We start from the raw sequence: 25,329 nt of genomic DNA on the forward strand, positions 1-25,329 counted from the left end.
GTCAGCGCGCGCTCAGCCGGGTCAGCAGGCGCAGGAACGCGTCCCGGTCCTCCGGTGCGAATCCGCTCAGCAACTCGTTCTCACCCGCGCGGATCTCGTCCTGGATCGCCCGCTGCTTGCGCCGCCCGGCGTCGGTGAGCCCGAGCAGTCGCACCCGGCGGTCGGCCGGGTCGGGTTCGCGTTCGATGAGGCCGCGCCGCTGCAACTCGTCGAGCACCGGGATCAGGCGCGTCTTGTCCGCCCCGATCCCGGCCGCCAGCGCCGCCTGCGTGCGCATCGGCCCCTCACAGAGCGCGGTCAGCACCGCATAGGCCCACATGGCCACGTCGTGGCGCTCGAGGATCGGCTGTTCCAGGGCGAGCAGCCGTCGCCCGAGCCGAAACACCATCGCCCCGAGATCCTCGCGCCCGTCCGCAGCCTCATCCACGACGTCTACTCCTACCACCTCCGTCCGCCCGGCCCGGTCTTGGCGCCGCCGTCAGACGCTTGACTATTGGTAAGCGCATGTAGATGATAAGCGCATGCCTACTAATGACACCGATCTGCGGGACCTCGACCGGGCCGCCGTGCTCGAGACCGTGAAACTGGTCAGCGGCATCACCGAGGCCGACCTGCTCCGGCCGACCCCGTGCGCCGGCTGGGATCTGGCCGCCCTGCTCGACCACATGACCGACCAGCACCACTCGTTCGCCGCCGCCGCGCGGGGGAGCGGCCCAGGCCTTGACTCCGACCCGGCCGCACTCGTGCCGGCCGTCTCGTCCGTTGTGCCGGCCGCGGAGATCGTCCGGCGTTACGCGGCGGCGGCCGACGAGGTGCTCGCCGCCTTCGCTGCCGTCGAGTCGTTGGACCGTCCGTTCCGGCTGGCCGAGTTCAACCGGGCCGTCCCCGGCCGGGTCGCCGTCGGATTCCACCTGGTCGACTACGTCGTCCACGGTTGGGACGTCGCCCACTCGCTCGGCCTCCCCTTCGAACCGGACGCCGAGACCCTGGCCCGGACACTGCCGATCGCCCGAGCCGTGCCCGACGGCCCCGAACGCCTCGACGCCAACGCCGCCTTCGCCCCTGCCCTTCCGATTCCCGCCGGCGCCGACGCGTGGCACGAGATCCTCCGGCTGCTGGGCCGCGACCCCGCCCGCCCGGCGGCGGCGTGACATCGCCGTACGGACGTCCGGTGCGCCGCTCGCATGACCGCGACAGGACTCGTCGGCGTCACACTCGCGGTCCTTAGGCCGTCGACTGAGTAGCGGGTGCCTGTCAACGGGGGTGGGCACCCACACTCATCCTGGAAGCGACGTCCGTTTGTCCATCCCGGGCCGGCCGGTCTCCGGGTCGCGGCCCATAAGCGCGAACGGACTGCTCGTGGCGTCGGCGGTTCCGGTGTCCGGGGCGCGGCATGCTCGCCGTCAGGGCCACCATCAGCACGGTGATGAGCGACCCGGTCAGCCAGGCGACACCCTCCCGCGGCGCGTCGTCCGTCCGCGGCAACCCGGTCGAAGTCAGCCGCAGCTGCCACTCGCGCTGACCGGCGTTCACGTTCGCCACCCCGATCGGGGAATCGCCCTCGGCGTGAGCCGGATACCCCTCGCCCATGGGAGTTCGTGCGCTGCCCCGCGTGCTGCCCGGGGAAACGACGGTGATGTCGCCCAGATCCACGCTCACGGTGCCGTCGCTGACCGAGGCGGCGGTATCCACCAGGTCGCTCATCCGCAGCTCGGTCACCACCCAGCCGCGGAAGCTGTCGCCGTCCGAAGGCGGGGCCCAGACGGGCGCGGAAAGAACCACCGACATCTCTTCGGGGAGGCTCCGGTCCCATCGAGGCAGGTAAGGGGCGCTGGCGGCGACCTCATCAGTCGTCCGGGACAACTCGAACGACTCGGCTACGCCCGGTTCGGCGGCGAAGTCGAGGAAGCCCCCGGTCGCAGCGCCCCACATGGGCTCGCCCGCCACCGGCAACAGGTGCGAACTGAGCCCGTCGGCCGGACGCAGGGTTGTGCCCCATTGCTTCTGCACCTGCGGTATCTGCGCCGAGTCGGCCGCGACCACGAACGAGATCGCACTCCCCGCGGGCAGCCGATCCTCGTTGATCGTCATCGTGAACGTCCCGAAGTTCGAGGCGGTCAGCCGATCCTGGGCGCCGGCCGTGACGGCGACATCGGTGAGGGTGTCGTCATATCGGGTGAGTTCCGCGTTGAGCGCCTGCTTCGTCAGCTGGGTCTGTTGGTCCAGCGACTGAGCCACCCGCACCTCGTTGCCGCGCCGCTGTTCGGCCACGGCCAGGCCGGTACCGGCGAATCCCAGCATCATGACCGCGACGAGCACCAGCGCCCGCCGCCGGGCCACGACCCGGTCGGCCCGCTCGTCCGACTGCTGCTCGAGGGGCCGTCGCGCCCGCGTCAACCAGCTCCGCGGCGCCAGGCTGCTCTCGGTTCCGGCAGCGGGGGCGGTCCGGCAGTTGTGCACGATGTCCTCGGCCTGTTCGCAGGCCAGGGCCACGGCTGCGCGGCTCGAGTTCGGATCGTCGGCGACGACATGGCCCGGCCGCACACCGGTCGCGGCCGCCCGGCTCAGGTTCAGATCGTCATCGTGCCCGCGTCCGAACGGCACAGCGAGCGGAGGAGGCGGGGCGAAGCCTGAGCCGGACGCCGGCGGCCAGTCCGACAGGGCGCCGAGGTCGATGCGGGCCGTCGGCGGCGCGCTCTTCCGGCGGGCGGCCTGCTTGAGGTGCTCGCGGCGCCGCTCGAGCTCGCCCCCGGCCAGCCGGGCGTCGACGATGGTCCCGGCGAGTTCGAGATTGCGGCACAGCATGGCGGCGGGGCCGGCGTCCCCGCCCGTTTCGCGGTCATCGAACTGGCTCACGGTGTCTCCTCCCCGGGCATCGGTGTGGTGTCGCACGTGGGACGCGGCGCGTCGCCCGCTTCGGGCCCGGGCCGGTCGAGCGCCCGTTGTCGCTCGAGTTCGCGTTGCAGCCGCAAACGAGCGAGCTGCAGGTTCTTCCGTACGGCGGCCTCGGTCTTCCCGACCGCAGCGGCGATGTCCGCGATCGGCACCTGGTCGAAGTAACCGGCCATCACGGCTCGTTGCGCCGGCGGCAACGTCTGCAGGATCTCGGTTATCCATTGGCGTTGCACGCATTCGGTGACCGCCGCACCGTCGTTGCGGTCGGCGAACGGATCGGCCGGTCCCGCCTGGTTCAGCTGATCGGCGTGCCGGGCCGCGGTCTTGCGCCGGCGGCCGATCGCGCGGACAACCATGGTCTTCGCGTACGCCTCCCGCCGGTCGATGCTGTACCAGTGGCGGTACAGGTAGTCCATCGAGTCGGCGGCCGCCTCCTCGGCGTCGGAGACGTTGCCCCAGACGAACGCGCCGTACTTGACCAGCTCGGGATAGACCCGGTCGAAGAACGGATCGAACTCTGCATCGGACGGCAGCCGCTCAGCCGGATCGGCGAGCGTGACCACGGGCGAACCACCGGAATTCCCGGGCTCCGCCGAGGGGTGTTCCATGGGTACCTGCTTCCGCTGGTCATCGTCGACTCCGGTCGTCACTCAGTAGAGGTCCGCAAATCGTCGGCGCGTGAGGTATTCGCCGGAATTATCGATACACCTGGCGTTATGTGTCGGATGCCCGACGGTTGTAGGGCGCAGTAAGCCGGCCGTCAGCGGTAGGCCAGGACGATCACGATGGCCAGAAGTGCCGCGGCCCCCGCGGCGATAGCCGTGACCGGCACAGATGTGGTGAGGACGAAGACACCACCGACGCCCGCTAGGGTCGCATTGATCACGGTGGCCACGCTGCCGGCGGACCATGACGAGCGGTCGTGCCGAGGTCGGGTCAGGGATCGTCGTGGTTGACCGGGCCGGCTGCCGCTCATGGTTCGCCTCTCGCAGTAGGGGCGCACCTGTGTGGCCGCCTCACCCAGAAGAGGCTGTGGCCGGCCCGGTTCGTGAACTCGCCGCCCCACTCATATCGCCGGAAACCTCAAGCGATGGGGCGGCCCAGCGAGCGACTGCGCCCGCGGAACTCGGCCAGCACGACATCGTCCTGCCGGGTCACGGTGACGTCGTAGAGCCCGGATCGACCACGCCGGGCCCGCTCGACGGCGTGCGCGCGCAGGACATCCCCGGCACGCCCCGATTCCAGAAACGTGATGTCGAATCCGGCCGCGACAGTCACTTCCCCGTACGTGTTGCACGCGACCGCAAACGCAGAATCGGCGAGCGAGGCGAGCAACCCGCCGTGCAACAGCGCATAGCCGTTGACCATGTCCTCCCGCACCGTCATGGTCAGCACCGCCCACCCCGGCCCGACATCCATCAGCGCGATGCCGAGGCCCCGGCTGGCCGCATCCCGCCCGAGCATGATCTCGGCGGAACGGCGCGCGACATCGTCGGAAGACATCCAGGGAACCTAACATCGGGCGACGTCAGCCACCGACAGCGGCCTTGAGCCCGTCGACGAACTGGGCCGCGGCCTGCTCGCCGGCCCCGGCCTGCACCTGAATGATCAGACCGATCACCGCGAGCACAAGTGGCCCGACATAGGCGACCTGCTGCCGCAGGCTACGGATCCGATAAAGCTCGTTGATGCGCCGCCAGCTTCCGCCCGCGCTCCGCACGGTGTCGAGGTCGGTGAACACTCCGACGACGACCAGGAAGAGGAAGATCTGCAGCGTCGTGAACAGCCAGAGTCGATCGGAGCCGCCGCCGAGCCAGCGGTCGAGGAGTTCCCCGGCCAGCGCGGCGACCGACCAGACCCCGGCCAGGAACGCCGCCTTGGTGGCGCCGGTGCGGGTCGGCAGATATCGGTAGACGGCGCCGAACACGGCGGCGAGCCCGACCCAGTGCGCGAACTGGAGCACCACGCCGACGACGAAGTACAGCATGCCGCTGGCGTAGAGCCGGTCGGAGATCGACTGTGCGATGGTCCAGGTGGAGTAGGCCAGGAGCGGCAGAGCGACGAGGCTGCCGAGGACGGCGGACGTACGAGCCTTGGTGAACCACCCGTCGGCCGGTTCCTGTTCCAGGAACGTCCGTCCGAGGTCGGTCTGGTCCGGTTCGCGTGGCTCGGGACGTTGCTCGCCCTCGCTCACCTTCGCGTCCAGCGTCGACCATCGCCATCGTCGGTGTTCCTGCGCGATCGAACGGCGCAGCAGGAGCGCCGGATCGGCATAGGTCAGAGGCTTCACGCCCGCGCCCGCGTCCGCACCCTCGCCTGATCGTCGCCGGCCGCGAAGATGCCGGTCGTGCAGATCCAGGAAGACGAAGCGGGCGGCGATGAACGCGAGAATCCAGGCCGAGAGCGGCAGGCCGATCCACGAGACGTCCGGGAGATCGGCGACCGCTGCGAACAGCAGAGCGAGCATGATCAGATCACTCCGGCCGGGTGGCACCAATACCGTTCCCGGCTCGGCCGTCTTCTGCTTTCCCCGCCGGGCCAGCTCCTGCACGAGGCAGATCGCGACCAGCACCGGTACGGCGCTGAGGAGTACCCACCCGACGCTGAAGCCGACCGACCCGGTCTCCAGGTGGGGCTGCTGCGGCTGGAGGGAGTGGCCGATCAGGACGCCGATCGCGACCGCGAACGCCACCTCGAAGACCGCGAGCACGTTGGCGCCGGGCCTCTGCTCGGCGAGCCGGCCGGTGTTCCCGGTGGGTGGTGCGGTCGGCACGAGGAGAGCGTGGACTCCGTCCCGGAGCAGTCCGCCGGCTGCCCAGACACCGACCGTCAGGGCGACCAGCAGAAGGCCCTCGACCGGGCCGAGCCGCAGAACCAGAGTGGCCACGGTCAGCAGAGCCAGCGCCAGCAGAGCGCCGGCCACATCGCGCCGGATCGACTCACGCGGAGCCGGAGGCCGGGCCCGGACAACGATGAGTGCGCCGGCGATCACGCACCAGGCCAGTGCCATCCGGACTTCGGGGGCGCCCAGGAGCTGCTGGTTCGCCCAGTCGGTGTACGGACGGACCGAGAGGCTGACCGCCGCCGCGGCCGCCGCGAGGCCGAGAGCAGTGGCGCGTCGGCTCCACATCAGGGTGAAGGCGAGTGTGATCACCAGAAGCAGATCCCACCCGGCCATGATGACCGCGGGCCAGTTCACCTCCAGAGCGCCGGCGGCGACCGGGATGGCGTCGTTGGAGGCTGGTCGTGACGGGAAGAGGGTCGCGGCGGCGACCGTCCGAGTCAGCGGCAGCCGTGCGGTGATCGGCGGCGGCACGTCCTCGTAGTGCCAGACGAAGGTCATGGTCCCGTTCGCGTCGTCATGGCCGATGGTGGTGGGCTGCGGCTCGGCTTCGAGAACGGTGCCTCGCGGTCGCACGTTGTCGGCGACGGTCAGCCGGATCTCGCCCTTGGTCCCCGCCGCGCATCCCCACCTCGGCGTGGGATGCCGGCAGAGGTCGATGTCGAGAGTCAGGGAGCGCCAGTCCATCGTCGCCGCGAAGGCCGAGGAGTTCGCGAAGGAGTCACGCTCGGTTCGGGCGACCAGGTCGGACTTCGCCGGCCGGGCATGCCCGAGATCAGCTTCCGAGATCTCCACCGGCGTAGCGGCCCATCGGCTCGACAGCTTCGCCGTGGCCGGGTCGGCCGTGTAGGTGAAGAGTGGCAACTGTGGTGGGGGATTGCCCGCCTTGTCGGCGTCGAGGCTCGGGCGGATTCCTCCGTTGGCGAAGACGCATCGTTCGATCGCCGGGGGCGCGACGTTCTTGATGCCGGTCATGGAGGCGTCGGCCTGAGCCGAGATGGTGGCGAGGCCCCGCTCCTCGCCGACGGTGACGGTCGCGTTCACCGTCGTTTCCGGAGTTCCCGAGCAGACGGGCGGAGCGCCGGACGGCGGCGGACCAGCGGGGCCTGTGGCCAGCATGCTCAGGACGCCGAGCACGATGCCCGCCACGCCTCCGGTCGCTATCCTCGTCGCCCGTCTCACGAGGCGAACGTAGGCAACTTAGCGTATCCAGCCCATTACACGAACGGATGGGGCAGTTGAACCGGATGGCCTCGCGTTCCGGCTCATGCTAACTTGAACGTGTTCAGTTGAACGCGTTCAAGAAGCGAGGGCGTCATGGATCGGCTGAGTGGGACCGGCTGGGTCGGGCTGCACATTGTCGTCGCGATGTGCGTGCTGGTGTTCGTGCCGCTCGGGCTGGGCGCGCTCGGTCAGGGTGCGCGTCTTGCGCGATGGTGGCCGTTGATGTCCGTGCCGGCGGTCGTTTCGCTCATCGTGCCGCGCGGGTGGGTGGCCGGGCTGTTGTGCGTTCCCTACCTGATCGGCTGTCTCGCCGTGCCGGTCGTGCTGCGCCGCGACAAGCTGCTGGCCTTCGCGGCGGCCTGCCTGCCGGTGGCCGCGGCCGGGCTGCTGGCCGAGCGGGCCGGGTATGCGTTGCTCGGCTTCCCGCCGGGCGTGCTCGGTCTGACCGCGGCGCACTTCCACGTGGCCGGGTTCGGCGCGATGCTGCTGCTCGCACTGCAGACCGACGCCAACCGCTACCTCGCGCCGGCCGGTGTCGCGATCGTCGGTCTCGGCTTCCTGGTCGGCGGCGAGACCGGCGACCTGATCGAACTCCTCGGCGCCGGGGTGCTCAGCGCCGGACTGTGGCTGGCGATCGCCTCGCGCACCGGCCGGGCGGCCCGTCTGCTGCTCGGCCTCAGTCTGCTGACCATGGGTCTGGCCCTGCTCTACGCGAGCGGCCAGGTCGTGGACATCCCGCACCTGAACCTGACCTGGATGGTGCTCACCCACGGCGTTCTCAACGCCGCGGCCGTCCTGACCGCGCTGCTCGTCGCGTGGTCCGGGCACTTCCGCGAACACACCTGGAAGCACCGGGTCGGCACCGGCCGGGAACGCTTCGAGGCGGCCTCGCAGGCCCTGCTCACGTGGGAGATGCACCGCCGCGCTCACGCCTGGGTCGCGCCCGGCACGCCGCCCGCCTTCGTCGGTCAGCACATGCGGTCGGACCTGGGCTTCGGCCGCCTGCGAGTGGCCGAACCATGCGAAGTGAGCGAGATCGTGCAGGAGCCCGACCGCACGGTCATGCACTATCGCGCACTGCCCGGACACACTTTCGAGGGCGACGAAACCTTCACCGTGTTCATCACGGACAACATCGTGCAGTTTCAGGTGACCGTGCGGTCAAAGCCGGTCCTGATGATCGCCCGCTTGGCCGGCCCGCTCGTCGCCGTCGCGCAATGGCTGTTCATCGCCCTTTGCGCGCGGGCGCTCGCCCGTTTCACCCCGGACGAGCCACCCCGGCCGCGAGCCCGGCGCCCGCATCCGCCCGCGGACGCCCCCGCACAATGACAACGGGCCGCTCCGCGCTAGACGGCCGCTCCGCGACGAACGGCCGGCCGCGACGAACGGCCGGCCGCGACGAACGGCCGGCCGCGACGAACGGCCGGCCGCGACGAACGGCCGGCCGCGACGAACGGCCGGCCGCGACGAACGGCCGCTCCGCGCTATACGGCCGCTCCGCCGCCATACGGCTGGCCGTGACGAACGGCCGCTCCGCGCCATACGGCTGCCCTGCGCCAAACGGCCGGCCGTGACGACGGCTGTTGGCGCGTGTTTGGTGGAGGTTCGCGCGCTCGGCGGCTATGCGACTGAGTCGACCAGTTCGGGCTTGGTGGCGGGTGCGCCGCGGAACGGTGCCGTCAACGTTGGCCGGATGTGTCGGCGGTTGCGGATCAGGGCGGCCACCGCGATCACGAAGTAGACCGCGCTGAGGGCGTACCGCGCCTCCTGGCCGGGGAACACGAACTGCAACGCGAACAATCCGAGCAGCGTGAACGCCAGCCACCGCGGAAAGCGCAGCGCCAGCAACGCCGCCACCCCGAGCAGCGTCTGGGTCGCGGTGAGCAGGAACTCCTCGACCTGCCGGCCGTCGAGCACCAGCGACGTTCCGCCGCCACCCAGGGCGTACGCGATGGGAAGGCTCCCCACCAGCAACGTCCACTGGTTCACCTTGCTCGAAATGAGCGTTCCGATGGCGTCGGCGCCGCGCCCGTGCAGCGCGAACAGGATCGCCACGATGAACTCCGGCGCCTCCGAGGCCAGCGGTGCCAGCCACTGCACCAGCAGGAACTCGTCGAACCCGAAGCTGCGGCCGGTCGCGATGAGCGAATCGGCGAACGGTTCGGCCGACGCCAGGATGACCGCGGCGGCGAAAACGAACAATCCGATCACCATCGTGCGGCGTGCGCGCATCGGAAGCGCACCCAGACGCGCCGCCGGACCGACCAGTTCGGGCTCCTCGGCCTCGGCCCGCGACACCCGCCACAGGTAGAAGACGAAGAACCCGAGCAGCGCGAACCCGAGCATCATGCTGATCTGCCCGGTCAGCGGCACCACGAACGCCACCACCGACGCGATCGCCAGGAAGCCGAGCTCGACCCGGTGGCCGGTTTCGAGCACAAGTTCCTTCACCGTACGACCTGAGCGCCGCGACGCCACCACGAGCGCGATGAGCACCACGACCGACCAGCCCAGTCCCAGCAGCAGGCGGTTCGACCCTGTCATGTTCGCCGCCGCGTAGGCCACGTACGTCGGATCGCTGCCCGCGGTGTAGGCGAAGTAGAGGTCGACGGCGTATTCGGGGAGCACCGCGATCACGGCCAGGATGGCGATCGCCAGCGGTCCGGAGATGTCCACACGCGCAGCTTCGGCCGCCCAGGCGAGCAGGAAAGAGGCCGCCACCACGGCCATGCCGAACAGCAACAGCCCGATCAGCGGGGACGGGTGGGTGTCCGTGACGCGCAGAATCAGCGCCGGTGCGGTCAGCACCGCGCACAGGCCGAGAGGTTTGAGCAGCAAGGCGGGCTCCGGTCGGATCGTTGGCCGGAAGCTGGGAAGCTTCGGCCAGGACGGGTCACTGGCCGAAGGTCTCGTCCACCCCTGCGGGTGCCGGCGCCGGAGCGGTTGCTCAGTATGTCGACGGCCGGACTTGAAGGACTACTCCCCCTCGAACTGGTCCGAGCGTAGCCGACGTTTTGTCATCTGCGCAACTATCGAATCCGGGACGTTGCGTAAGCTCGGGATGTGGCCGCTGAGACATCGGTAGAAGCGGAGCCGACCCGCCCGCAGCTGCATGCCGCCGCGGCCACGTTCGCGCTGCTCGGAAGCCCGTCGCGGCTGCACCTGGTCTGGCTGATGACGAACGAGCCGGCCGACGTCAGCACGCTGGCCGCCCGCGCCGGCCTGAGCGTCCCGACCACGAGCCAGCACCTGAGCAAGCTGCGCCTGGCCGGCATGATCACCGCCCGCCGCGAGGGCCGCCAGCTGTTCTACAGCGTCGACGACCCGCACGTACGCACCTTGGTCGAACAGATCTTCGGCCACATCGCCCCCGACGGAACGCTGGCCCCCGACCCGCCCTCCGGCTGAGGCAGCGGCGCGGCTGAGGCATCGCGGCCGGTCGGCCGGCTGAAGCGTCGTGGCCGGTCGGCGCGGCTGAGGCGGCGCGGTCGTCGGCCGGCTGAGGCGGCGCGGCTACCATTCGACGGGCGGCCGGGCGGAGAGCTGCCGGGCGGCCGACGGAAGGGAAGCGATGACGGCGCTGCGATGGTACGGCGGGATTGCCGTGGTGGTGTTCGGCATCGTGCCCACCGTGATGGTCGCGATGCTGGTCAGCGGGGGTCACACGCCGAGCTCGGTGGGCTATCTGCTGCTCGGCGGGATTCCCTTGGTGGGGGCGGCGCTGGTGTTCGCCGTACGGGGAATGTTTGATCCCGACCCGGAGACGGCCGCGCGCCGGCTGCACCTGAGCATGGCCCTGGTGGCCGGCGCCGACCTGCTGTTGCTGGGTGGCAACGCGCTTCTCCGGATGGGCTCGAGCTGACCTGAGTGCGCCCCAGCAAGTGCCCGCCGTGGGGTGGGCTGAAGCTGATTCGAGCACGCTCCAACGCGTATCGGCGCGGGATGGGCGCAAGCTGATTCGAGCGCACCCCCGAACGCGGCGGCACCGGATCCGGTCAGGCTGACTTGATCGCCCTCCGGACGTGCCGCCGCGCCGGATGGGTCAGGCTGATTTGAGCGCGCCCCACACGTGCCAGCGGTCGATCGTCAGGCGGACGCTCACGCGGGGGCTTTCCCGATTGGGGTACGGGTTTCCGGTGTAAGCGGTCGACAGACTGTCGATGTCGGTCAGGCCGGAGTCGTCGGTGATCTCGTCGACGACGGCCTGCAGGCTCACGTGGGTGTACCAGTCGTCGCGTGCGAGCACGGTCAGCGCGACGCGCGGGTCGGTGCGCAGGTGCTTGAGCCGGGCGCGGGTCGCGTCGAGGTTGAGCAGGATCCGGCCGTCGTCCTCGATGAGGTACCAGGTGGCGACGGAGACGGGACGCCCGTCGGCGGCGACGGTGGCCATGACGGCCGGGTTGGGCAGGCGGAGCATGGTCGCGACCTGCTCCGGCAGGGTTCCGGTTGACATGATCGAACTCTACGGTGACACGCACGGTGGAACATTCCGGGTGCCGTCGGTTCGATGTCTGTTTTGTCCGGTCGCGTCCGTCCTCGACCGTGTCCGCGTAGTGGTGGCGAACAACGATTTGCGGCGGCGCAACGGCAAGAACGCCGAGCGGAGCGGCAGCGGCAAGTTCGTCACCGTGTGTCCGGACGGCGAGCAGGAGCTGGCTGCGCTGCTCGGCGACCTGGAGCCGCGGCTGGCCGGCCGCGCGGGGGCGTACATTCGCATCGGTGCCGGGCCGCTCCATGTTCGTTACGGCGGTTTCCGGCCGATGTGGACGGACGTTGCAGGGTGCGGGGTCTACGGTTTCCGGGCCAGGCCGCCGAACTGGTAGACATCGGTCTCGGCGGCCGGGTCGCCCGGCTCGGGACGCCACCTGGTGCAGGTCACCACGCCCGGCTCGAGCAGGTCGAGGCCGTCGAACCAGTGCAGCATCTGATCCTTGCGGCGCAACGTGATCGGGGGAGTGGCGGTCGCGTTCCACTGCCGGGCCGCGGCCGCCGACTCCTCGGGCCGGATCTCGAGCGTCGGATGCGCGATCGCCAGATAACTGCCGGACGGCACCGAGGCCATCAGACCCGAGACGATTTCGTACGCCTCCAGGTCGTCCGAGATGAAGTTGAGCACCCCGAGCAGCAGTACGGCGACGGGTTGCTCGAAGTTGAGCGTTTCGCGCGCCTGCCCGACGATGGCGGCCGTGTCGCGCGCGTCGGCGGCGATGTAGTCGGTGGCCCCTTCGGCGCTGCTGTGCAGCAGGACCCGGGCGTGGGCCAGCACCAGCGGATCGTTGTCGGCGTAGACGATCCGGGACTCCGGCGCGATGCTCTGCGCGACCTCGTGCGTGTTGTGCGCCGTGGGCAGGCCGGAGCCGATGTCGAGGAACTGGCGGATGCCGGCGTCGGACACGAGGTGGCGTACGGCTCGCTGGAGAAAGCCCCGATCGGCGCGGGCGGAGGCGACGATGTCGGGCAGGAAGCGCTGCACCTGATCCCCGACCGCCCGATCGGCGGCGAAGTTGTCCTTGCCGCCCAGCCAGTAGTTCCAGATCCGGGCGGTGTGCGGCACATCGGAGTTCACACCGTCATCCTCAATGGACGACTGCCGCGGCCGCAACCGCCCGGACTGAAGTGGTTCAGCGGGCGAGGGCGAGGCCCTGCTTGTCCTTGAAGCTGCCGACCGCGATCATGATGAAGTCGATCAGCGTCCAGACGCCGAACCCGCCGAGGGTGACCAGCATGAGGATGCCGGTGCCGACCTTGCCGGTGTAGAACCGGTGCACGCCGAGCACGCCGACGAAGAAGCAGAGCAGCAGCGCGACGATCCAGGACTTCTGGCCGGTCGCAGCGGTGGTAGCGGTCATATCGATTCCGTTTCTAGATCACTGTGAAAATGCCGCCGCACCATAACCAACACGGGACCCCGACGACAACACCCGATCGTTGCCTTTCCATGAACACTTCAGAGACCTCCGTCAACGCTCCCGTCTCAGGCGCTCGATCTCCTCGCGGTTGACCTCGGCGGCGGCGGCCAGGATTCGCGCGCCGACGGCGATCTCGTCGTCGGTCAGCGTGGACAGGTAGGTGTTCCAGCGGTCGGCTACGCGGCCGTAGATGTGGCCGACGTCGGCGATCACCTTCTGCTCGTCGGCCACCACCAGGACGCGGCGGCGGTCCTGCTCGTCGCGGCGCCGGGTGACGTAACCGGCCTTTTCCAGGCGGTCGATGAGGCTGGTCACCGCGCCGCCCTGGGTGATGCCGATGCGCTCGGCGAGGTCGCCGGGGGAGGCCGGGCCCTCGCTCATCAGCAGGCCGACGGTCTGCAGGTCGGTGCTGTTGAGCCCGACCGACCGGGCGACGGCGTCCTGGAACAACACGACCCGGGCCATGAACGAGCGCATGGCCTCGTCCAGCTGCGTACGGGAATCGGGGGTTGACGCATCCTGCGACACCGGAGCACACTTTCTCTAAAAGCGAGAGACTCTAAAACCGAGAGTTACTGTACGGGGGAGAGACCGTGGAAACGACAGCTCAGCGTACCTACGGAGGACTGCCGGCCGTGGTCGGCGCGGCAGCCTTCACGCTCACCTGGTTCGTGCTCGGGTTCGTCAGCGACGGCTACCGGATGTGGGACATCACCGTCGACTCCTACTCGTCGATCGCCCAGCCGATCAGCGGGCTCGGACTCGGCTCGACGGCGCCGGTGATGAACGCGGCCTTCGTGATCGGCGGCATCCTGGTCAGCGCCGGCGTCTGGACCGCGATGAGCCGATGGCCGGGAGCCGATCGAAGGCCGGTGATGTGGGCCCGTTGGCTGGTGAGCGCGTCCGGTGCCGGGATGGCGATGTGCGGAATCTTCACCCTGGAGTCGATCCTGTTGCACACCTTGGGTTTCCTGCTCGCGGCCGTGCTTCCGGGAATTGGCTTCATCGTGGCGGCCCGGGCCCTGCGCGGCACCGTGCACCGGCGGTTGGCGGGCTGGCTGTGGTTCGCCGGTCCGGCCACGCTCGCCGGGGTGGCCGGTTACATGGCCACCTTCAACGCCGTCGACGCGGGAAACAACGTGGGGGTGGCCGGCCTGATCGAGCGGGTCCTGCTCGTGGTTCTGATGGGCTCGATCGCCGCGATCGGGCTGACCGGCGGGGGGTCCGATAGATGAGCGTCCTGCATCCGGGCGACGACGGCTTCGACGCCGAGTTGGCGACCGACAATCAATCCCTCACGCACCGGCCGAGCACGGTCGTCAGCGCCCACAGCGCCGCCGACGTGGCGAGCGCCGTAGCCCTGGCGAAGTCGCGGGGCGAGTCGGTCGGCGTCCAGGCGACCGGACACGGCATGTCGGTCGCGAGCGACGGCGTCCTCGTCGTCACCCGGCACCTCAACCGCGTCGAGGTCGACATTTCGGCGCGGCGCGCCCGCATCTGCGCCGGGGCCCGAGGGGGTGACGTGCTCGCGGCGACGGTTCCGCACGGCTTGGCGCCGTTGCACGGGTCCAGCCCGACGGTCGGCACGACGGGGTTCACGCTCGGCGGCGGGGTGGGGCCGCTCGGCCGGATGCACGGGTACGGCGCCGACCACGTCCGGCGCCTGCGCATGGTCAGCGGTGACGGAGTGCTGCGCGAGGTCGGGCCGGAGGACGAGCTGTTCTCCGTCGTACGCGGGAGCAAGGGCCTTCTTGGCATTGTCACTGACCTGGAGGTCGAGCTCTTTCCGATCGCGGACTTCCTCGGCGGTGGTCTCGTCTTCGACGGTGCGGCGGCCGCTGAGGTGATGACCCGGTATGTGGGCTGGACATCCGGCAACCCGCGGGAGACGTCCACCTCGCTGCTGCTGGCGACGTTCCCCGATGTCGACGGCGTTCCGCCGGCACTGCGCGGCCGATCGGTGGCCCATCTGCGGTTCGCGCATTTCGGGGACACGGCCGAGGGGGCTCGACTGCTCGGACATATGCGGTCCGTGGCGCCGATCCTCATGGACACGGTGCGGATGATGCCGTACGCGGACATCGCCCAGGTGCACAACGATCCGACCGGCCCGTATCGGGTGTTCGAGTCGGGGTTCTTCGTCGGCTCGATGGGGTCGGCCGGTGTCGAGGCACTCGTCGGGGCCGCCCACGAGCACGCGATGGTGGTCGAACTGCGCCACCACGGTGGTGCCTATGGCGATCGGCCGGCCCGGCCCAATGTGGTCCGTGGGCGGGATGCGGAGTTCACGGTCTACCTCGGATCGGTGCCCGAGCTCGGCTCGGCGCCGCGCGATCGCGCCACACACTCCGGCGTCCGCTCGGCCTTCGGCGACGGCGATCGTGGCACCGTCCTCAATTTCCTGGGCGTCGGCGCCGATCCGGCCTGGGTCCGCGACGCGTTCGAGCCCGACGCCTGTCAGCGCCTGGTGCGGCTGAAGCAGGTGGTCGACCCGGAGAACATCTTCCGCGTCAACCACACACCCCAAGGCCTGTTTCATGACTGAGGCGGGGCTGCGGAGGGGCTCAGATCCCGCCTCACTCCCACCCCAGTCATGAAGCAGGCTTTGGGGGCTCGAACTGGCCGACGGCACACCGCCGGTGCAGGTGACCGTCATGACGACCTGCTCGTTGCCGTGCCGGCACGACACCGAAGGGGACGGGCCGGCGGCTTGGTTGCAGTCCAGAAGAGGATCTGTGCGGTGCTGTCGGCCGGGCAGGTCGCTCGTACGGAGCCCGCGTTCGGGGACAGCGTGCGGCGCCGGCGGTGGCGGAGGTGCCGTCGGGGTGGCGATCGCGGTCGGCGGCCCGCCGGTGGTCGTCGGAGCCGTGCTCGGCCGTGGCGCCCGGCATGGACCGTCGCGATACAGCGGACGTGGGGGCGTGCGGCCGTGGTGCCGCGACGGTCCGTCCGGTGGCGGCGGGCGTGACCGGTCCGGAGGGCCGCGTCGAGGGCGCCGGTGCGGCCGGAGTGGGGCTGCCGGTGGGTGCCGTCGCTACCGCTGCGCCGTCGCCGGCCGGACGCAGGTGCCACGTGGTCGCCGCCACCTCCGCCATCAAGGCCACGATCCCGTCGCGGGCTGTCTACCGTGCTCACGAGACAATTGCATCTCTGCAGGACGCCGCCCTGGTCGGCCGGGCCACCCACGAGCCGGCCGAGTGCCGGTCACAGGCCGCAGCCGATGGCGGGTGGACCACGGCACGACCAGGCGGGCCGATCGGCTGATCCGTCCGGCCGATCAGGGCGGGCCGTCCGGCCGACCCCGGTCGGCTGAGAATGTGATCACGGGTGGTGGCGCCACGCGAAGACGATCACCGGGGCCCACACTCTGATCATGGACACCGGAACCACTGTCGAGGATCTCGTGGACGAGTTCGTGGCCACGATGCACCGCCACGGAATGCGGGTCGAACGCGCCGCCGTCGAGGAGGAGGTCCGCGAGCGCCTGGCCGACATCGCCGAGCGGCTGCGGGTGAGTGTGGACGTCGCGTTGCACGGCTATGTGCGCCGCGACTGGGGGCGGACGATGGCCCTCGCGGTGGTGGAGCAGATCCGTGACGACCGTCTGCTCGAGCTGACCTGAACCGATTCAGTCTCCCGCCGCAGGAGAAGTGGGTCCAGCCAGGGCCGGAGAGTGGTCACCGGAGTGCCCGTCGAACAGGCTGCAGCCGGGGCACCACGTGTACGGGTTGATCTCGGAGGCGCTCAGCGTCCACTGAACCCACCACATGGTCGCCTCGACCTGCTGGCCGAGCGCCGCATGGGAACCCTCGTGACCGCGTTCGAGCTCGCACCCCAGCTCCGACTGCACGCTGGGCGCCTCGGTCGGGAGCCCGTCGAAGAAGGCCATCTGAGCCGCGTCGAGCGTGACGCGGGCCGGGCAACGCAGGAGGTCCGCACGTTCCATCGACATGGATCCATGCTTTCCCCGTACGCGGGCAGCTGAACCGTATCAGTTGTCGGTGCGCCCGGCCCCGAAGCCGGGACGGTCGGGCGCCCACTGCGGCTGCACCAGCACGGCGGTCCGGGGCCAGCCGCGCTGCTCGATGAGATGGCGCTGGATCAGGCGGCACGTGCTGCTCTCACCGGCCACGTAGGCGGTGCCGGGCCGGGCGGGCAACTCCAGATCCTGGACGGCCCGCAGCAGCACCGCCGACGCGACGGCCGGGGCGCTGCCGCGATGCACCCACGGGAACGGATCGAACGCGCCGAATCCGGGCACGTCGTCGGCTGCGGTCGGGGACTCGAATACGCCGTACGCGGGAAGGCTCTTGCTCATCGCGGCGCGCATCGCGAGCAGAGGCACGGCGCCCGTCTCGTCGCCGATGAAGAGGTGGAACGGCGCGGCATCAGCGAGCGTGATCTTGCTGCGGGGTGGTTCGACGGTGACCCGATCGCCGACCTGGACGCCGAGGGCCCACGTGCAGCCGGGGCCGCCGGTGTCGTGCACGGCCACCCGCAAGGTCATCGAGGCCACGCCGGGGTCGTGCCGCCACAGCGAGTAGACGCGGCGCTCGGGACAGTGCACCACCACATGAGCGCCGGGACGGCAGCGGAGGCGGCGCAGTTCCGGGCCGACCAGTTCGATCTGACGCATGTGCGGGGTCACGTCGGAGACCGCGCGGACCTTGGTCGTCAGCGGTGCGCGCCGGGCAAAGCTCACCGCCCGAGGCTAACCCGCTGAGCCGGCGAACGCGGGACCGGAGCGGGTGGCGCCGGGGGCGGAGCGGGTGGCGCCGGGGGCGGAGCGGGTGGCGCCGGGGCCGGAGCCGGCTCCGCAGAAACGGAAATGGTGCGCATCCAGCGGCTCAGCGGCCGCTCGACCCAGCGGTGGATCAGCCAGGCCACGCCCAGCATCACCACGGTCGTCGCGGCGATCGTGACCCAGACCGGAACCGTGCTGTGCTCGTACGCGGCCCGGATGGCAGTGTGCCCGAGCCGCGAATGCAGCAGGTAGAGCGGATAGGTCAGCACACCCGCGACCCCCAGCCACCGCCACTGGATGCGATCGGTCCAGCCGAGCGCGACCACCAGCAGCACCGCGAACGACACCGTCACGATCAGATGCCCGGGCCACGCCGGCACCGGGAAGCCGGAGTTGACCTCGTTCATCCGGTCGTCGACCCGGGCCAGGCACACCAGCCAGGCGAAGCCGGCGATGCCGAACAGCAGTCGTGACGGCCCGAAGCGGTGGATCAGGTGCAGGGCGATCCCGCCGATGAAGTACGGCGCGTAGTCGCTGATCGTCAGCACGTTCAGGGCCGGGACGTGCAGCGACGGCACGAGCACGGCGACCGTCATCCACACCGCGCACAGCAGCACGGCCCGGCGGTAGGTCAGGCCGCGGGCCACCACCAGCGCCATGATCAGGTAGAACTTCAGCTCGACCAGCAGCGTCCAGTAGACGCCGTCGATCGGGTCGTGCCCGAGCGGTTGCTGCAGCATGGTCAGGTTGACCGCGAGGTCGAGCAGGGAGGGGCGGTCGTCGCCGGTGTGCGGGTACGCCATGGCGACCACCCCGGTGAGTACGACCGCGGCCCAGTAGGCGGGGAAGAGCCGGCTCACCCGAGAGACGAAGAACTGCCCGAGCGTGCGGCCCCACGCGCTCATGCCGATCACGAAGCCGCTGATCAGAAAGAACAACTCGACGCCGAGGAAGCCGTAGACGGTGAAATGCACCGTGCTGGGCAGGAAGTACTCGGGCAGCCGGGTGCCGTCGATCCGCCACGCCACGGTGTAGTGGAACGCGAGGACGGCGAGGGCAGCCAGCAGCCGGAGGCCGTCGATCACGGCCAGCCGGGGGCGGGTCATATCCGGCTGAGTTTCAGCGCGTACGCGGCGAACTGCCCCTGATTTCCGAAGATGACCCGCACCGAACCGCCGGACAGCACGTTGAGCTCGAATTCGCGCGCGCTGCCGGCATCGGTGCAGACGATCGTTTCCTGCCGGTCGACGGTGCCGTTGATCATGATGGTGAGCGGCAGCGGCGCCGGCCCGGAACAGCCCACCCGCAGCCGATAGCGGCCCGCGTCGGCCGCCATCCCGACGTCCTGGGGAAACTCGCCCATGATGTCGCTGTGGGTGAACCCCGGGACCAGAGCGGCGGCGATCTCGGCCTTGTCCGCGCGGCCCCGCCACAGATCGGTGCTCGGGGAGGCCGACGCCACCACCTCCATGGTGTACGGCGTGGCGTCGCGCTGGGCGACGATGTAGGAACCACCGGCCACCATCACGACAGCGGCCAGCGTGGCGGCCTGCACGGTGACCCGGCGGTGCACGGTGCGGCGGGCGGCCTCGGTGCCGGGCGGCTGGACCTGGGGCAGGGTGCGGCGCCGCAGGTCGTCGAAGAGCGGGGTCAGCGGGTCAGACACGACGGGCCTCCGGGTGGTTCAGCTGCACGGCCAGGGCGGTACGACCGCGGTGCAGCCAGGACTTGACGGTGCCGACGGCGACGTTCTCCCGCTCGGCGATCTCGGCGATGCTCATGTCGCCCAGGTAGTGCAGGACCACCGCCCGGCGCTGGTTCGGCGGCAGCGTGGCCAGCGCCTCGACCAGTTCGATGCGCAGCGTGTCCGGGCCCTCGACGTGCGGCTCGTGCGGGCGTTGCCGACGCAGGAACGTCAGCGCGGTGCGGGACCGCCGCCAGCGGCTGACCGCCAGGTTCCACGCGACCCGCCGCACCCAGGCCACCGGGTCGTCATAGCGGGACACCTTCGACCAGCGGCGCAACGCCCGGCAGAACGCCTCCTGGACGACGTCCTGAGCCTCCTGACGGTCGCCGAAATAGGCGTACAACTGCACGGTCAGGTCGCCGTACTGGGCGGCGTAGACCGCGTCGAAGTCGGCCGGCATCTCTGGCGGCGCCCCTCTCGGAGGACCCTCCGTGGCGGTGGTGGTCATGGCGACTACACGCGGCACCGGCGATCAAGGTTGCACCCTATTTTGCCCGTCCGCCGCCGGATGCTTCCCGAACACCGCGTATTCACCGTCATCGAACTTCAGTACGGTGAGAGCGCTCTCGTCCGAGACCGTCCCGGCGGGGTGGTGGGCATTCACCACTCCGCCGGGACCTCGGACCTCAGGCCAGTGACACCCGCGCGATCGCCTTCTCCTCCAGGCTGCCCAGCCACAACGTGTCCCCGTGCCGGCGCACCCCGGTCGCCATCACGTAACGCCCGGCCGGCCCGTGCAGAGCCCGCAACACGTTCCCGTCCCCGTCGACCTCGGCCGCGATCACATAGGGCAACGGCTGCGGCTGCCAGCGCGTCGGCAGCACCGCGGCGATCCGGCGCACCACCGGATGCGGCAACAGCTTCTCGGCCAGCTCCACCCGCGGGCTGGCCAGCGCGATCCAGTACGTGCCGTCCCCGGCCGACGACATGTTGTCGGGATACGCCGGCAGATCACCCATTTCCCGTACGCCACCAGACGGCAGAGACAACCGCACGAGCCGGTGCGACACGGTTTCGCACAGGAGCAGAGCGTCTTCCTCCGGCGTGAGCGCCACGCCGTTGGGGAAGTAGAAGCCCTCGGCCACCACGTCGACGTCACCCGACGACGGGTCGTAGACCAGCACCCGCCCGTTGGGCCGGTGCTCGAGCAGATCGCGCCGCCAGTGCGACACCGGGAACCGGTTCGAGCTGTCGCTGAAGTAGATCGTGCCGTCTCGCGCCACGGCCGCGTTGTTGCACAACATGATCCGCTTGCCGCCGACCCGGTGCGCCAGGTCGGTGATCGCGCCGTCGCCGGTCACCCGCAGCAGCCCGCGGTAGGCGTCGCACACGATGAGGCTGCCGTCGCGCGGATCGATCTCGATGCCCAGCGGCCGCCCGCCGGTGTTCACGACCAGATCCGGTACGGCGCCCGGGTGCGCGTCCGGCGGCCAGCGCCACAGGTTGCCGTCCTCGGTCCCGGAATAGATGTGGCCGTCCGGCCCGACCACCACGTCCTCCGGCCCGTGCCCGTACGGAAGGTCAAGCAGTTCGACCTCGTCGAGGCGGGTGTCGTTGGCGGTCCACACCCCGTCGAGCGGCGGGGGAGTGGTCGCGGGCAGCTTCACCGGCCGGATGAGCCACGGCGCGGGCGGACGGGGAACCGGCATCCACTCATTGTGACCCCTGCGTGGCGCGTTCGGAGGGTTCACCCGGGCGCTGTACGTCGGGGGCGGCCGTCACCCGTTCGGCTGTGCTAATTTTGCCGCGTTGCAGGTTTGATTTCCTTTTGGACGTTTCCCTTGACGCCTGACGGGTTCTTCGCCCCCGTTCAGGCGTTTTGTGTTTCGGCCAGTTCGGTCCCGGGCGATCACGGCCGCGACGAGGAGGAACGCAGGGTGCGTCTCCTCATCAGTCAGAAGGAGCAGTTCATGGTTACCGGCACCGTCAAGTGGTTCAACGGCGACAAGGGCTTCGGTTTCATCACGCAGGACGGTGGTGGCGCCGACGTGTTCGCGCACTTCTCGGCCATCGCCAGCTCCGGCTACCGCACCCTCGAGGAGAACCAGCGGGTCGAGTTCGACGTCGAGCAGGGCCAGAAGGGTCTCCAGGCGGCGAACATCCGCCCGCTCTGACCCTTGGAGCGGCGGCCGGCCGCCCCACGGTTGCAGATCCGCGGATTCCGCGTGATCTCCCCGGGGCGGCCGGCCGTCTTTTTCAGTCGAGCTGACTCAGGCCCGGCAGCGTGGGCAAGTCGATCTTGGTCGCCCCTTCGGGCGCCGTGATCGCCGCGCCGGCGGTCATCTCGATCCGCGCGGCCACCCGGCCGGTCGCACCCTCGACGAACTGCAGCACGTTGATCTCGGCCGCGGTCAGCTTCCCGTTGTCGATCCACAGGTCGAGCACCACCGGCTTGTCGGCCGGCGCCTTCTTGAACTGCTCGGCCAGCGACGGTTCGACCGCCGTGGCGAAGCGCTTGGCTTCCCCGTACGCCTTCGTGGTCGACGACGTCACCACGAGGTGCTTGTCGTCCGCCTTGTCCCGCACGACCTCGGCCCCTTCGAGCAGGTTGGTCGCGCTGGTGGTGAACTCCTCGAGCACCTTGGCCTGATCCGGGCTCGCCGACGGCGTACCGGCGGCGTCCTGGAAGGCCTTGGTGTCGATCGAGACCCACTGGCCGGAGAAGAACGCGTCGTAGTCCTCGCCCCCGCCGGTCAGCTCCTTGACCTCGGCCGGCGTCGCCCCGAACTTGGCCGCCAGCTCGGCCACCGGCGCCTTCACATAGACCGTGCCACCGACGAACCGCATCTCGGTGCCGGTGACGCCGTCGACGGTCACGCCGAGGCTCGACGAGCCCCCTTTGTCGTAGGCCACCGACATCGACGAGTTGAACAGCTGCTTCACCGTGGCCGCGTCGGCGTCCGCACCCGCGGCGGCGACCAGGTCGTCCGGGTTGCCGGTGAGCTTGAGCGTGAACCCACCCGACTTGGCGTCGGCGAGCTGCTGGGCGGCGTTGCGCAACTCGAGCTTGGGCTCGAGCGCCTGGAACTGCTGAGCGGCACAGCCGCCGGCCAGTGCGACCACAGCCACACCGGCAAGAAGAGCACGCATCTGTTTCCCCCGTTTGAAAGTAGAGCCCGCTCAGGGTAGGGCCGGCGATCAACCGGGGCTCCCGGTTTTCCGTCCGGCTTCTCCGCCGCGACCGGCCGGAACTCCATCGGATCAAGGACTCCAAGGACCCGGCCGGGCAGCGGCCGAGTAACTTCGCCGTCAGGTGCCTAGCCTCCCGGGGGGCCCGCCATGATGTTCGCGGATGACTTGGACCATGCTCCGACCGTCGACCACCGCCCACGAGTGGCGCGCAGGCTGGCCGATCGTGGTGACGTGGGTGAGGCGGCCATCGTCTGGCTCGACCTCGCGGGCGACCGCACCGCCGCTCCGCGGGCACGACGGCGGGCCGCGTCGGCCCTGATCGGTCTGGGGGCGGCGGAGGACGCGACGTCCGCGCTGCTCGATCTCGCCGGTGACCCCGGAGTCGCGGCCGGAGACCGGCGGAAGTCGGCGGTGGCGCTGGCCCGGGCGGGTGTGCACGATCGGGCGAAATCGTGTCTGGCCGGCCTGGCGTCCGACCCGGCAACGCCGCCGGCCGAGCGGAGGAAGGCGGCCGTGGCGCTCGTCGGCCTCGGGCGACCGGACGAGGCCACGGAGATTCTGCTCGACCTGGCCGGAGACGGGTCGGTGCCTGCCGACGAGCGGCGAAGAGCCGCGCTCGAGCTCGTGAAGCTGGGGCGCGGAGATGCCGCGGTCAGATTCCTCCGGGCGATCGCCTCACGTGCCCGTTACTTCGCCCCTGATCGGGTCCGCGCGGCGGCTGACCTCGCGCAGGTCGGTCACGCGGGAACCGCCCGCCGAATCCTTCTGGGAATGGCCCAGGACTCCAAGCTCGATTTCTTCGGCCGGGCGCAGGCGGCTACCTCCTACGCGCGCTTCGCCGATCATCAGAAGGCGGCCGGACTGTTGGCGAGCGTCTTCAGCGATCCGGCGATGCCGTGGAACTACGGCTGGCCGGACAACGTGGCCGCGCTCATCGAACTGGGTTACGCCGATGTCGTGCCGCGTCTGATCGCTTCCCCGACCGGCGGCGATGCCCCCTTCGAACACGACTTGTACGTCGCACGGTATCTGCTCCGGTGCGGGCGCTTCGAGGATGCCGTCGCGAAACTCTCCGCGCTCGCCGAGGAGAGCGCGGACTACGCCACCCGAGCTCGTGCCGCCCTGACGTTGCTCCGACTCGGCCGAACAGTCCCGGCCAGAGACCTTCTCACGAAGCTCGCGGCTGACAGCGACTTCGAGTCGCGCTGGCTGTGGGAGGTCGCGTCGGCTTTTCGCCGACTGGGCGAAGCCGATGCCGCGGTCGCGGCACTTGTCCGGCTGGCGAACTACAAACACGCCGAACCTCACCAACGTGTCGAGGCCATCCTGGCCCTCAAGGCGATGGGCCGTTTCGCGGGCGCGATGAAGGCGGCCCGGAAATGGGCGAAACGGGACGAGGAGATTTCGTATCAACTGATGAATGCCGCTCTGGCCATCGCACGCCTCGGCGCCGTCGCGGAGGCCGGGAAAATCTTGCTCGAGGGAATCGCCAAGGCGAGCTACCGCGATACCCGGTCCGTCGAAATGTTGGATCGGCTGGGCTTCCGGGACGCCGCGGCGGCAATCCTGCTGGCCTGGGCCCGAGACGCTTCCGCGAGCACCTATCAACGGTGCGACGCCGCGAAAGGCCTGGCCGGATGCGGCGGGCGTGAAGAGGCGACCGCGATTCTCGTGGAGTTGGTTCGCGCCAGTCCCCGCGACGCGTACCTCGGAGACGGTCTTCGGTGCGCGTCAGTACTGGTCGTCATCGGGCGGCCGAAGGTCGCCGAGCGGGAACTGCGCGGTCTCGTGCTTCGTTCCGGGGCGGAGTTTCTCTGGCCGCTCAAAGCGCTGCGGAATGTTCCGCACCGAACGACGGCTACCGGCCTCGCCGGGATCGCCCGCGACACCGCGTTGCGAAGAGATCTCCGCCTGCACGCCGCGCTCGCCGTCCGGCAGTGGGGAGACGTGCGCCAGGCACATGCGACGCTGGCCGAACTCCTGGCCGAGCCGGCCACAGAGGCCTGGATCCGGGTCCGCGCCGCGATGGTGCTCGGCGAGGCGAAGCAGTCCCGGAAGGCGGCGATCGACGCGCTGCAGGTGGTGATCGCGGACGCCCGGGTCACCGAGCCGGTCCGGGAAAGCGCCATGGAGGCGCTACAACAAATGACACCGGAAGACTGAGGCGGGCGGAGTGGAGAATGGCGGTCAAATACTACGTCTACATATCCGACACCAAAGTAGAGATGATCTATTCGCAGATCCCCGTCCCGCTGCGCAAGAAGCTCTCGGTCGAGCTCAAGGTCGACCTCAAAGTGGTCGGCACGACATTGAAGCCGTCAACTCCCCCCGAGACCAGATATTCCAAGGTCGACATGGTGCGTCGTTTCCTCGAGGACAGCGGCGACGTCGGCACGGTCAGTAGTCCCGGTCCGTATGTGGCCGGGCAGACGATGATGCGGTGGGGAACGATCCGCGAGGGACGCCTCGTGTATTTCGGTGGAACCATGTCGTCTGTGGTGGTCGGGCTGGCCGGGGCGCGACGGCACGTCATCGGGGCGCCGGGTGCGGCCTCCACGCCGGAGACGATTCCCCTGAGTTCCTCCTCGGTGGATCTGATCGAGGCGTTGGGTGCGGCCGACCCCAACATCGTCGGGTTGCCCATGGACATGGCGGCCGAGGTCACCGGCTCGCTGGATGAATTCGTGGCGTATTCCGTCCTGCATGCGAGCCGCGGGATGCGTGGACCTCGGCAGACGCTGGAATTTCTGGCCAAGCGGGTGGGCGAGGCCCGCATCGATGCTCAGCGGGTCCTGCTGGCGAGCCCCATCTACGTGTCTCAGGTCGACTGAGCCGC

30 protein-coding genes are annotated in these 25,329 nt (G+C 69.9%); 12 read left to right on the top strand and 18 right to left on the bottom strand.

The annotated features are described in order from the left end of the window. Position 1: 1 nt before the first annotated feature. Positions 2-427, bottom strand: coding sequence for a MarR family winged helix-turn-helix transcriptional regulator (locus KOI35_RS26145; RefSeq protein WP_308121156.1), 426 nt, complete (start codon positions 425-427; stop codon positions 2-4). A 94-nt stretch (positions 428-521) separates the two neighbouring features. Between KOI35_RS26145 and KOI35_RS26150 the strand changes: the two genes are divergently transcribed. Then, a complete protein-coding gene (locus KOI35_RS26150; RefSeq protein ID WP_215791193.1) occupies positions 522-1,151 on the top strand; it encodes a TIGR03086 family metal-binding protein in 630 nt (209 codons plus the stop codon). A 103-nt stretch (positions 1,152-1,254) separates the two neighbouring features. Here the strand turns inward: KOI35_RS26150 and KOI35_RS47665 are convergent, their stop codons facing one another. The 5 genes from KOI35_RS47665 to KOI35_RS26170 all read right to left on the bottom strand — a co-directional run bounded on the left by KOI35_RS47665 (position 1,255) and on the right by KOI35_RS26170 (position 6,886). Next, positions 1,255-2,856 carry a CHASE domain-containing protein gene (locus KOI35_RS47665; RefSeq protein WP_215791195.1) on the bottom strand — a complete coding sequence of 534 codons (1,602 nt, stop codon included), beginning with the start codon at positions 2,854-2,856 and terminating at the stop codon, positions 1,255-1,257. Then, a complete protein-coding gene (locus tag KOI35_RS26160) occupies positions 2,853-3,503 on the bottom strand; it encodes an RNA polymerase sigma factor (protein WP_215791197.1) in 651 nt (216 codons plus the stop codon). The genes KOI35_RS47665 and KOI35_RS26160 overlap by 4 nt, the downstream gene beginning before the upstream one ends. Positions 3,504-3,655: 152 nt before the next feature. Further along, positions 3,656-3,781, bottom strand: coding sequence for a hypothetical protein (locus KOI35_RS48475; RefSeq protein ID WP_281420230.1), 126 nt, complete (start codon positions 3,779-3,781; stop codon positions 3,656-3,658). A 197-nt stretch (positions 3,782-3,978) separates the two neighbouring features. Then, positions 3,979-4,398 (bottom strand): hydroxyphenylacetyl-CoA thioesterase PaaI, encoded by a 420-nt coding sequence (paaI, locus tag KOI35_RS26165; protein WP_215791198.1) that lies wholly within the window; start codon positions 4,396-4,398, stop codon positions 3,979-3,981. A gap of 25 nt (positions 4,399-4,423) precedes the next feature. Next, positions 4,424-6,886 carry a DUF6185 family protein gene (locus KOI35_RS26170; protein WP_215791200.1) on the bottom strand — a complete coding sequence of 821 codons (2,463 nt, stop codon included), beginning with the start codon at positions 6,884-6,886 and terminating at the stop codon, positions 4,424-4,426. A gap of 168 nt (positions 6,887-7,054) precedes the next feature. Here KOI35_RS26170 and KOI35_RS26175 point away from each other — a divergent pair, with 168 nt between their 5' ends. Beyond that, complete coding sequence (locus KOI35_RS26175) at positions 7,055-8,290, top strand: YndJ family transporter (RefSeq protein WP_215791202.1); 1,236 nt, start codon at positions 7,055-7,057, stop codon at positions 8,288-8,290. Between the two features lie 291 nt (positions 8,291-8,581). Here KOI35_RS26175 and KOI35_RS26180 read toward each other — a convergent pair whose 3' ends face one another. Next, entirely contained in the window at positions 8,582-9,799 is a 1,218-nt protein-coding gene (locus tag KOI35_RS26180) for a calcium:cation antiporter family protein (protein WP_215791204.1), read from the bottom strand. Positions 9,800-10,024: 225 nt separating this feature from the next. Here KOI35_RS26180 and KOI35_RS26185 point away from each other — a divergent pair, with 225 nt between their 5' ends. After that, positions 10,025-10,369: an ArsR/SmtB family transcription factor gene (locus tag KOI35_RS26185; protein WP_215791206.1), complete on the top strand. Its 345-nt coding sequence runs from the start codon at positions 10,025-10,027 to the stop codon at positions 10,367-10,369. Between the two features lie 163 nt (positions 10,370-10,532). Continuing rightward, entirely contained in the window at positions 10,533-10,823 is a 291-nt protein-coding gene (locus KOI35_RS26190; RefSeq protein ID WP_215791208.1) for a hypothetical protein, read from the top strand. 180 nt (positions 10,824-11,003) lie between these two features. Here the strand turns inward: KOI35_RS26190 and KOI35_RS26195 are convergent, their stop codons facing one another. Then, complete coding sequence (locus tag KOI35_RS26195; RefSeq protein WP_215791210.1) at positions 11,004-11,414, bottom strand: TIGR03618 family F420-dependent PPOX class oxidoreductase; 411 nt, start codon at positions 11,412-11,414, stop codon at positions 11,004-11,006. Here KOI35_RS26195 and KOI35_RS26200 point away from each other — a divergent pair. Beyond that, entirely contained in the window at positions 11,413-11,784 is a 372-nt protein-coding gene (locus KOI35_RS26200; protein ID WP_215791212.1) for a class III lanthionine synthetase LanKC N-terminal domain-containing protein, read from the top strand. The two genes, KOI35_RS26195 and KOI35_RS26200, sit on opposite strands and share 2 nt — an antisense overlap. Here the strand turns inward: KOI35_RS26200 and KOI35_RS26205 are convergent. The 3 genes from KOI35_RS26205 to KOI35_RS26215 form a co-directional block, all read right to left on the bottom strand. Beyond that, the gene (locus tag KOI35_RS26205; RefSeq protein WP_215791213.1) at positions 11,751-12,563 is read right to left on the bottom strand and encodes an SAM-dependent methyltransferase; all 813 of its coding nucleotides are present in this window, start codon (positions 12,561-12,563) and stop codon (positions 11,751-11,753) included. The two genes, KOI35_RS26200 and KOI35_RS26205, sit on opposite strands and share 34 nt — an antisense overlap. A gap of 19 nt (positions 12,564-12,582) precedes the next feature. After that, a complete protein-coding gene (locus KOI35_RS26210; protein WP_215791216.1) occupies positions 12,583-12,810 on the bottom strand; it encodes a TM2 domain-containing protein in 228 nt (75 codons plus the stop codon). Positions 12,811-12,921: 111 nt separating this feature from the next. Beyond that, positions 12,922-13,398 (bottom strand): MarR family winged helix-turn-helix transcriptional regulator, encoded by a 477-nt coding sequence (locus KOI35_RS26215; RefSeq protein WP_215791217.1) that lies wholly within the window; start codon positions 13,396-13,398, stop codon positions 12,922-12,924. Positions 13,399-13,463: 65 nt separating this feature from the next. On the opposite strand from KOI35_RS26215, the gene KOI35_RS26220 reads away from it, so the two are divergent. From KOI35_RS26220 to KOI35_RS26235, 4 genes are all read left to right on the top strand, one after another. Next, positions 13,464-14,105 (top strand): DUF998 domain-containing protein, encoded by a 642-nt coding sequence (locus tag KOI35_RS26220; RefSeq protein ID WP_215791220.1) that lies wholly within the window; start codon positions 13,464-13,466, stop codon positions 14,103-14,105. Beyond that, the gene (locus tag KOI35_RS26225) at positions 14,102-15,415 is read left to right on the top strand and encodes an FAD-binding oxidoreductase (RefSeq protein WP_215791221.1); all 1,314 of its coding nucleotides are present in this window, start codon (positions 14,102-14,104) and stop codon (positions 15,413-15,415) included. The genes KOI35_RS26220 and KOI35_RS26225 overlap by 4 nt, the downstream gene beginning before the upstream one ends. Before the next feature lie 407 nt (positions 15,416-15,822). Next, a complete protein-coding gene (locus KOI35_RS26230; RefSeq protein ID WP_215791223.1) occupies positions 15,823-16,134 on the top strand; it encodes a hypothetical protein in 312 nt (103 codons plus the stop codon). Between the two features lie 109 nt (positions 16,135-16,243). Continuing rightward, positions 16,244-16,492 (top strand): hypothetical protein, encoded by a 249-nt coding sequence (locus tag KOI35_RS26235; protein WP_215791225.1) that lies wholly within the window; start codon positions 16,244-16,246, stop codon positions 16,490-16,492. A gap of 6 nt (positions 16,493-16,498) precedes the next feature. Here KOI35_RS26235 and KOI35_RS26240 read toward each other — a convergent pair whose 3' ends face one another. The 6 genes from KOI35_RS26240 to KOI35_RS26265 all read right to left on the bottom strand — a co-directional run bounded on the left by KOI35_RS26240 (position 16,499) and on the right by KOI35_RS26265 (position 21,010). Then, a complete protein-coding gene (locus tag KOI35_RS26240) occupies positions 16,499-16,816 on the bottom strand; it encodes a hypothetical protein (RefSeq protein ID WP_215791227.1) in 318 nt (105 codons plus the stop codon). Between the two features lie 45 nt (positions 16,817-16,861). Next, entirely contained in the window at positions 16,862-17,572 is a 711-nt protein-coding gene (locus KOI35_RS26245; protein WP_215791229.1) for a siderophore-interacting protein, read from the bottom strand. Continuing rightward, positions 17,569-18,720, bottom strand: a complete 1,152-nt coding sequence (locus tag KOI35_RS26250) for an acyltransferase family protein (protein ID WP_215791231.1) — start codon at positions 18,718-18,720, stop codon at positions 17,569-17,571. Before KOI35_RS26250 ends, KOI35_RS26245 begins: the two co-directional genes overlap by 4 nt. Beyond that, positions 18,717-19,280 (bottom strand): hypothetical protein, encoded by a 564-nt coding sequence (locus KOI35_RS26255; RefSeq protein ID WP_215791233.1) that lies wholly within the window; start codon positions 19,278-19,280, stop codon positions 18,717-18,719. The genes KOI35_RS26250 and KOI35_RS26255 overlap by 4 nt, the downstream gene beginning before the upstream one ends. Then, a complete protein-coding gene (locus KOI35_RS26260) occupies positions 19,273-19,761 on the bottom strand; it encodes an RNA polymerase sigma factor (RefSeq protein WP_246613799.1) in 489 nt (162 codons plus the stop codon). Before KOI35_RS26260 ends, KOI35_RS26255 begins: the two co-directional genes overlap by 8 nt. Positions 19,762-19,987: 226 nt before the next feature. Continuing rightward, positions 19,988-21,010: an SMP-30/gluconolactonase/LRE family protein gene (locus KOI35_RS26265; protein WP_215791237.1), complete on the bottom strand. Its 1,023-nt coding sequence runs from the start codon at positions 21,008-21,010 to the stop codon at positions 19,988-19,990. A gap of 261 nt (positions 21,011-21,271) precedes the next feature. On the opposite strand from KOI35_RS26265, the gene KOI35_RS26270 reads away from it, so the two are divergent. Next, positions 21,272-21,475: a cold-shock protein gene (locus tag KOI35_RS26270; protein WP_215791624.1), complete on the top strand. Its 204-nt coding sequence runs from the start codon at positions 21,272-21,274 to the stop codon at positions 21,473-21,475. Positions 21,476-21,557: 82 nt separating this feature from the next. Here KOI35_RS26270 and KOI35_RS26275 read toward each other — a convergent pair whose 3' ends face one another. Then, positions 21,558-22,451, bottom strand: coding sequence for a hypothetical protein (locus KOI35_RS26275; protein WP_215791239.1), 894 nt, complete (start codon positions 22,449-22,451; stop codon positions 21,558-21,560). A 189-nt stretch (positions 22,452-22,640) separates the two neighbouring features. On the opposite strand from KOI35_RS26275, the gene KOI35_RS26280 reads away from it, so the two are divergent. Both KOI35_RS26280 and KOI35_RS26285 read left to right on the top strand, forming a co-directional pair. Continuing rightward, positions 22,641-24,656, top strand: a complete 2,016-nt coding sequence (locus KOI35_RS26280; protein WP_215791241.1) for a hypothetical protein — start codon at positions 22,641-22,643, stop codon at positions 24,654-24,656. Between the two features lie 17 nt (positions 24,657-24,673). Then, on the top strand, positions 24,674-25,324 hold the full coding sequence (locus tag KOI35_RS26285) for a DUF7019 family protein (protein WP_215791243.1): 651 nt from the start codon (positions 24,674-24,676) through the stop codon (positions 25,322-25,324). The last annotated feature ends 5 nt before the right edge of the window (positions 25,325-25,329 follow it).

It is taken from the genome of Paractinoplanes bogorensis, from assembly GCF_018829635.1.
Classification (GTDB): Bacteria; Actinomycetota; Actinomycetes; order Mycobacteriales; family Micromonosporaceae; genus Actinoplanes; species Actinoplanes bogorensis.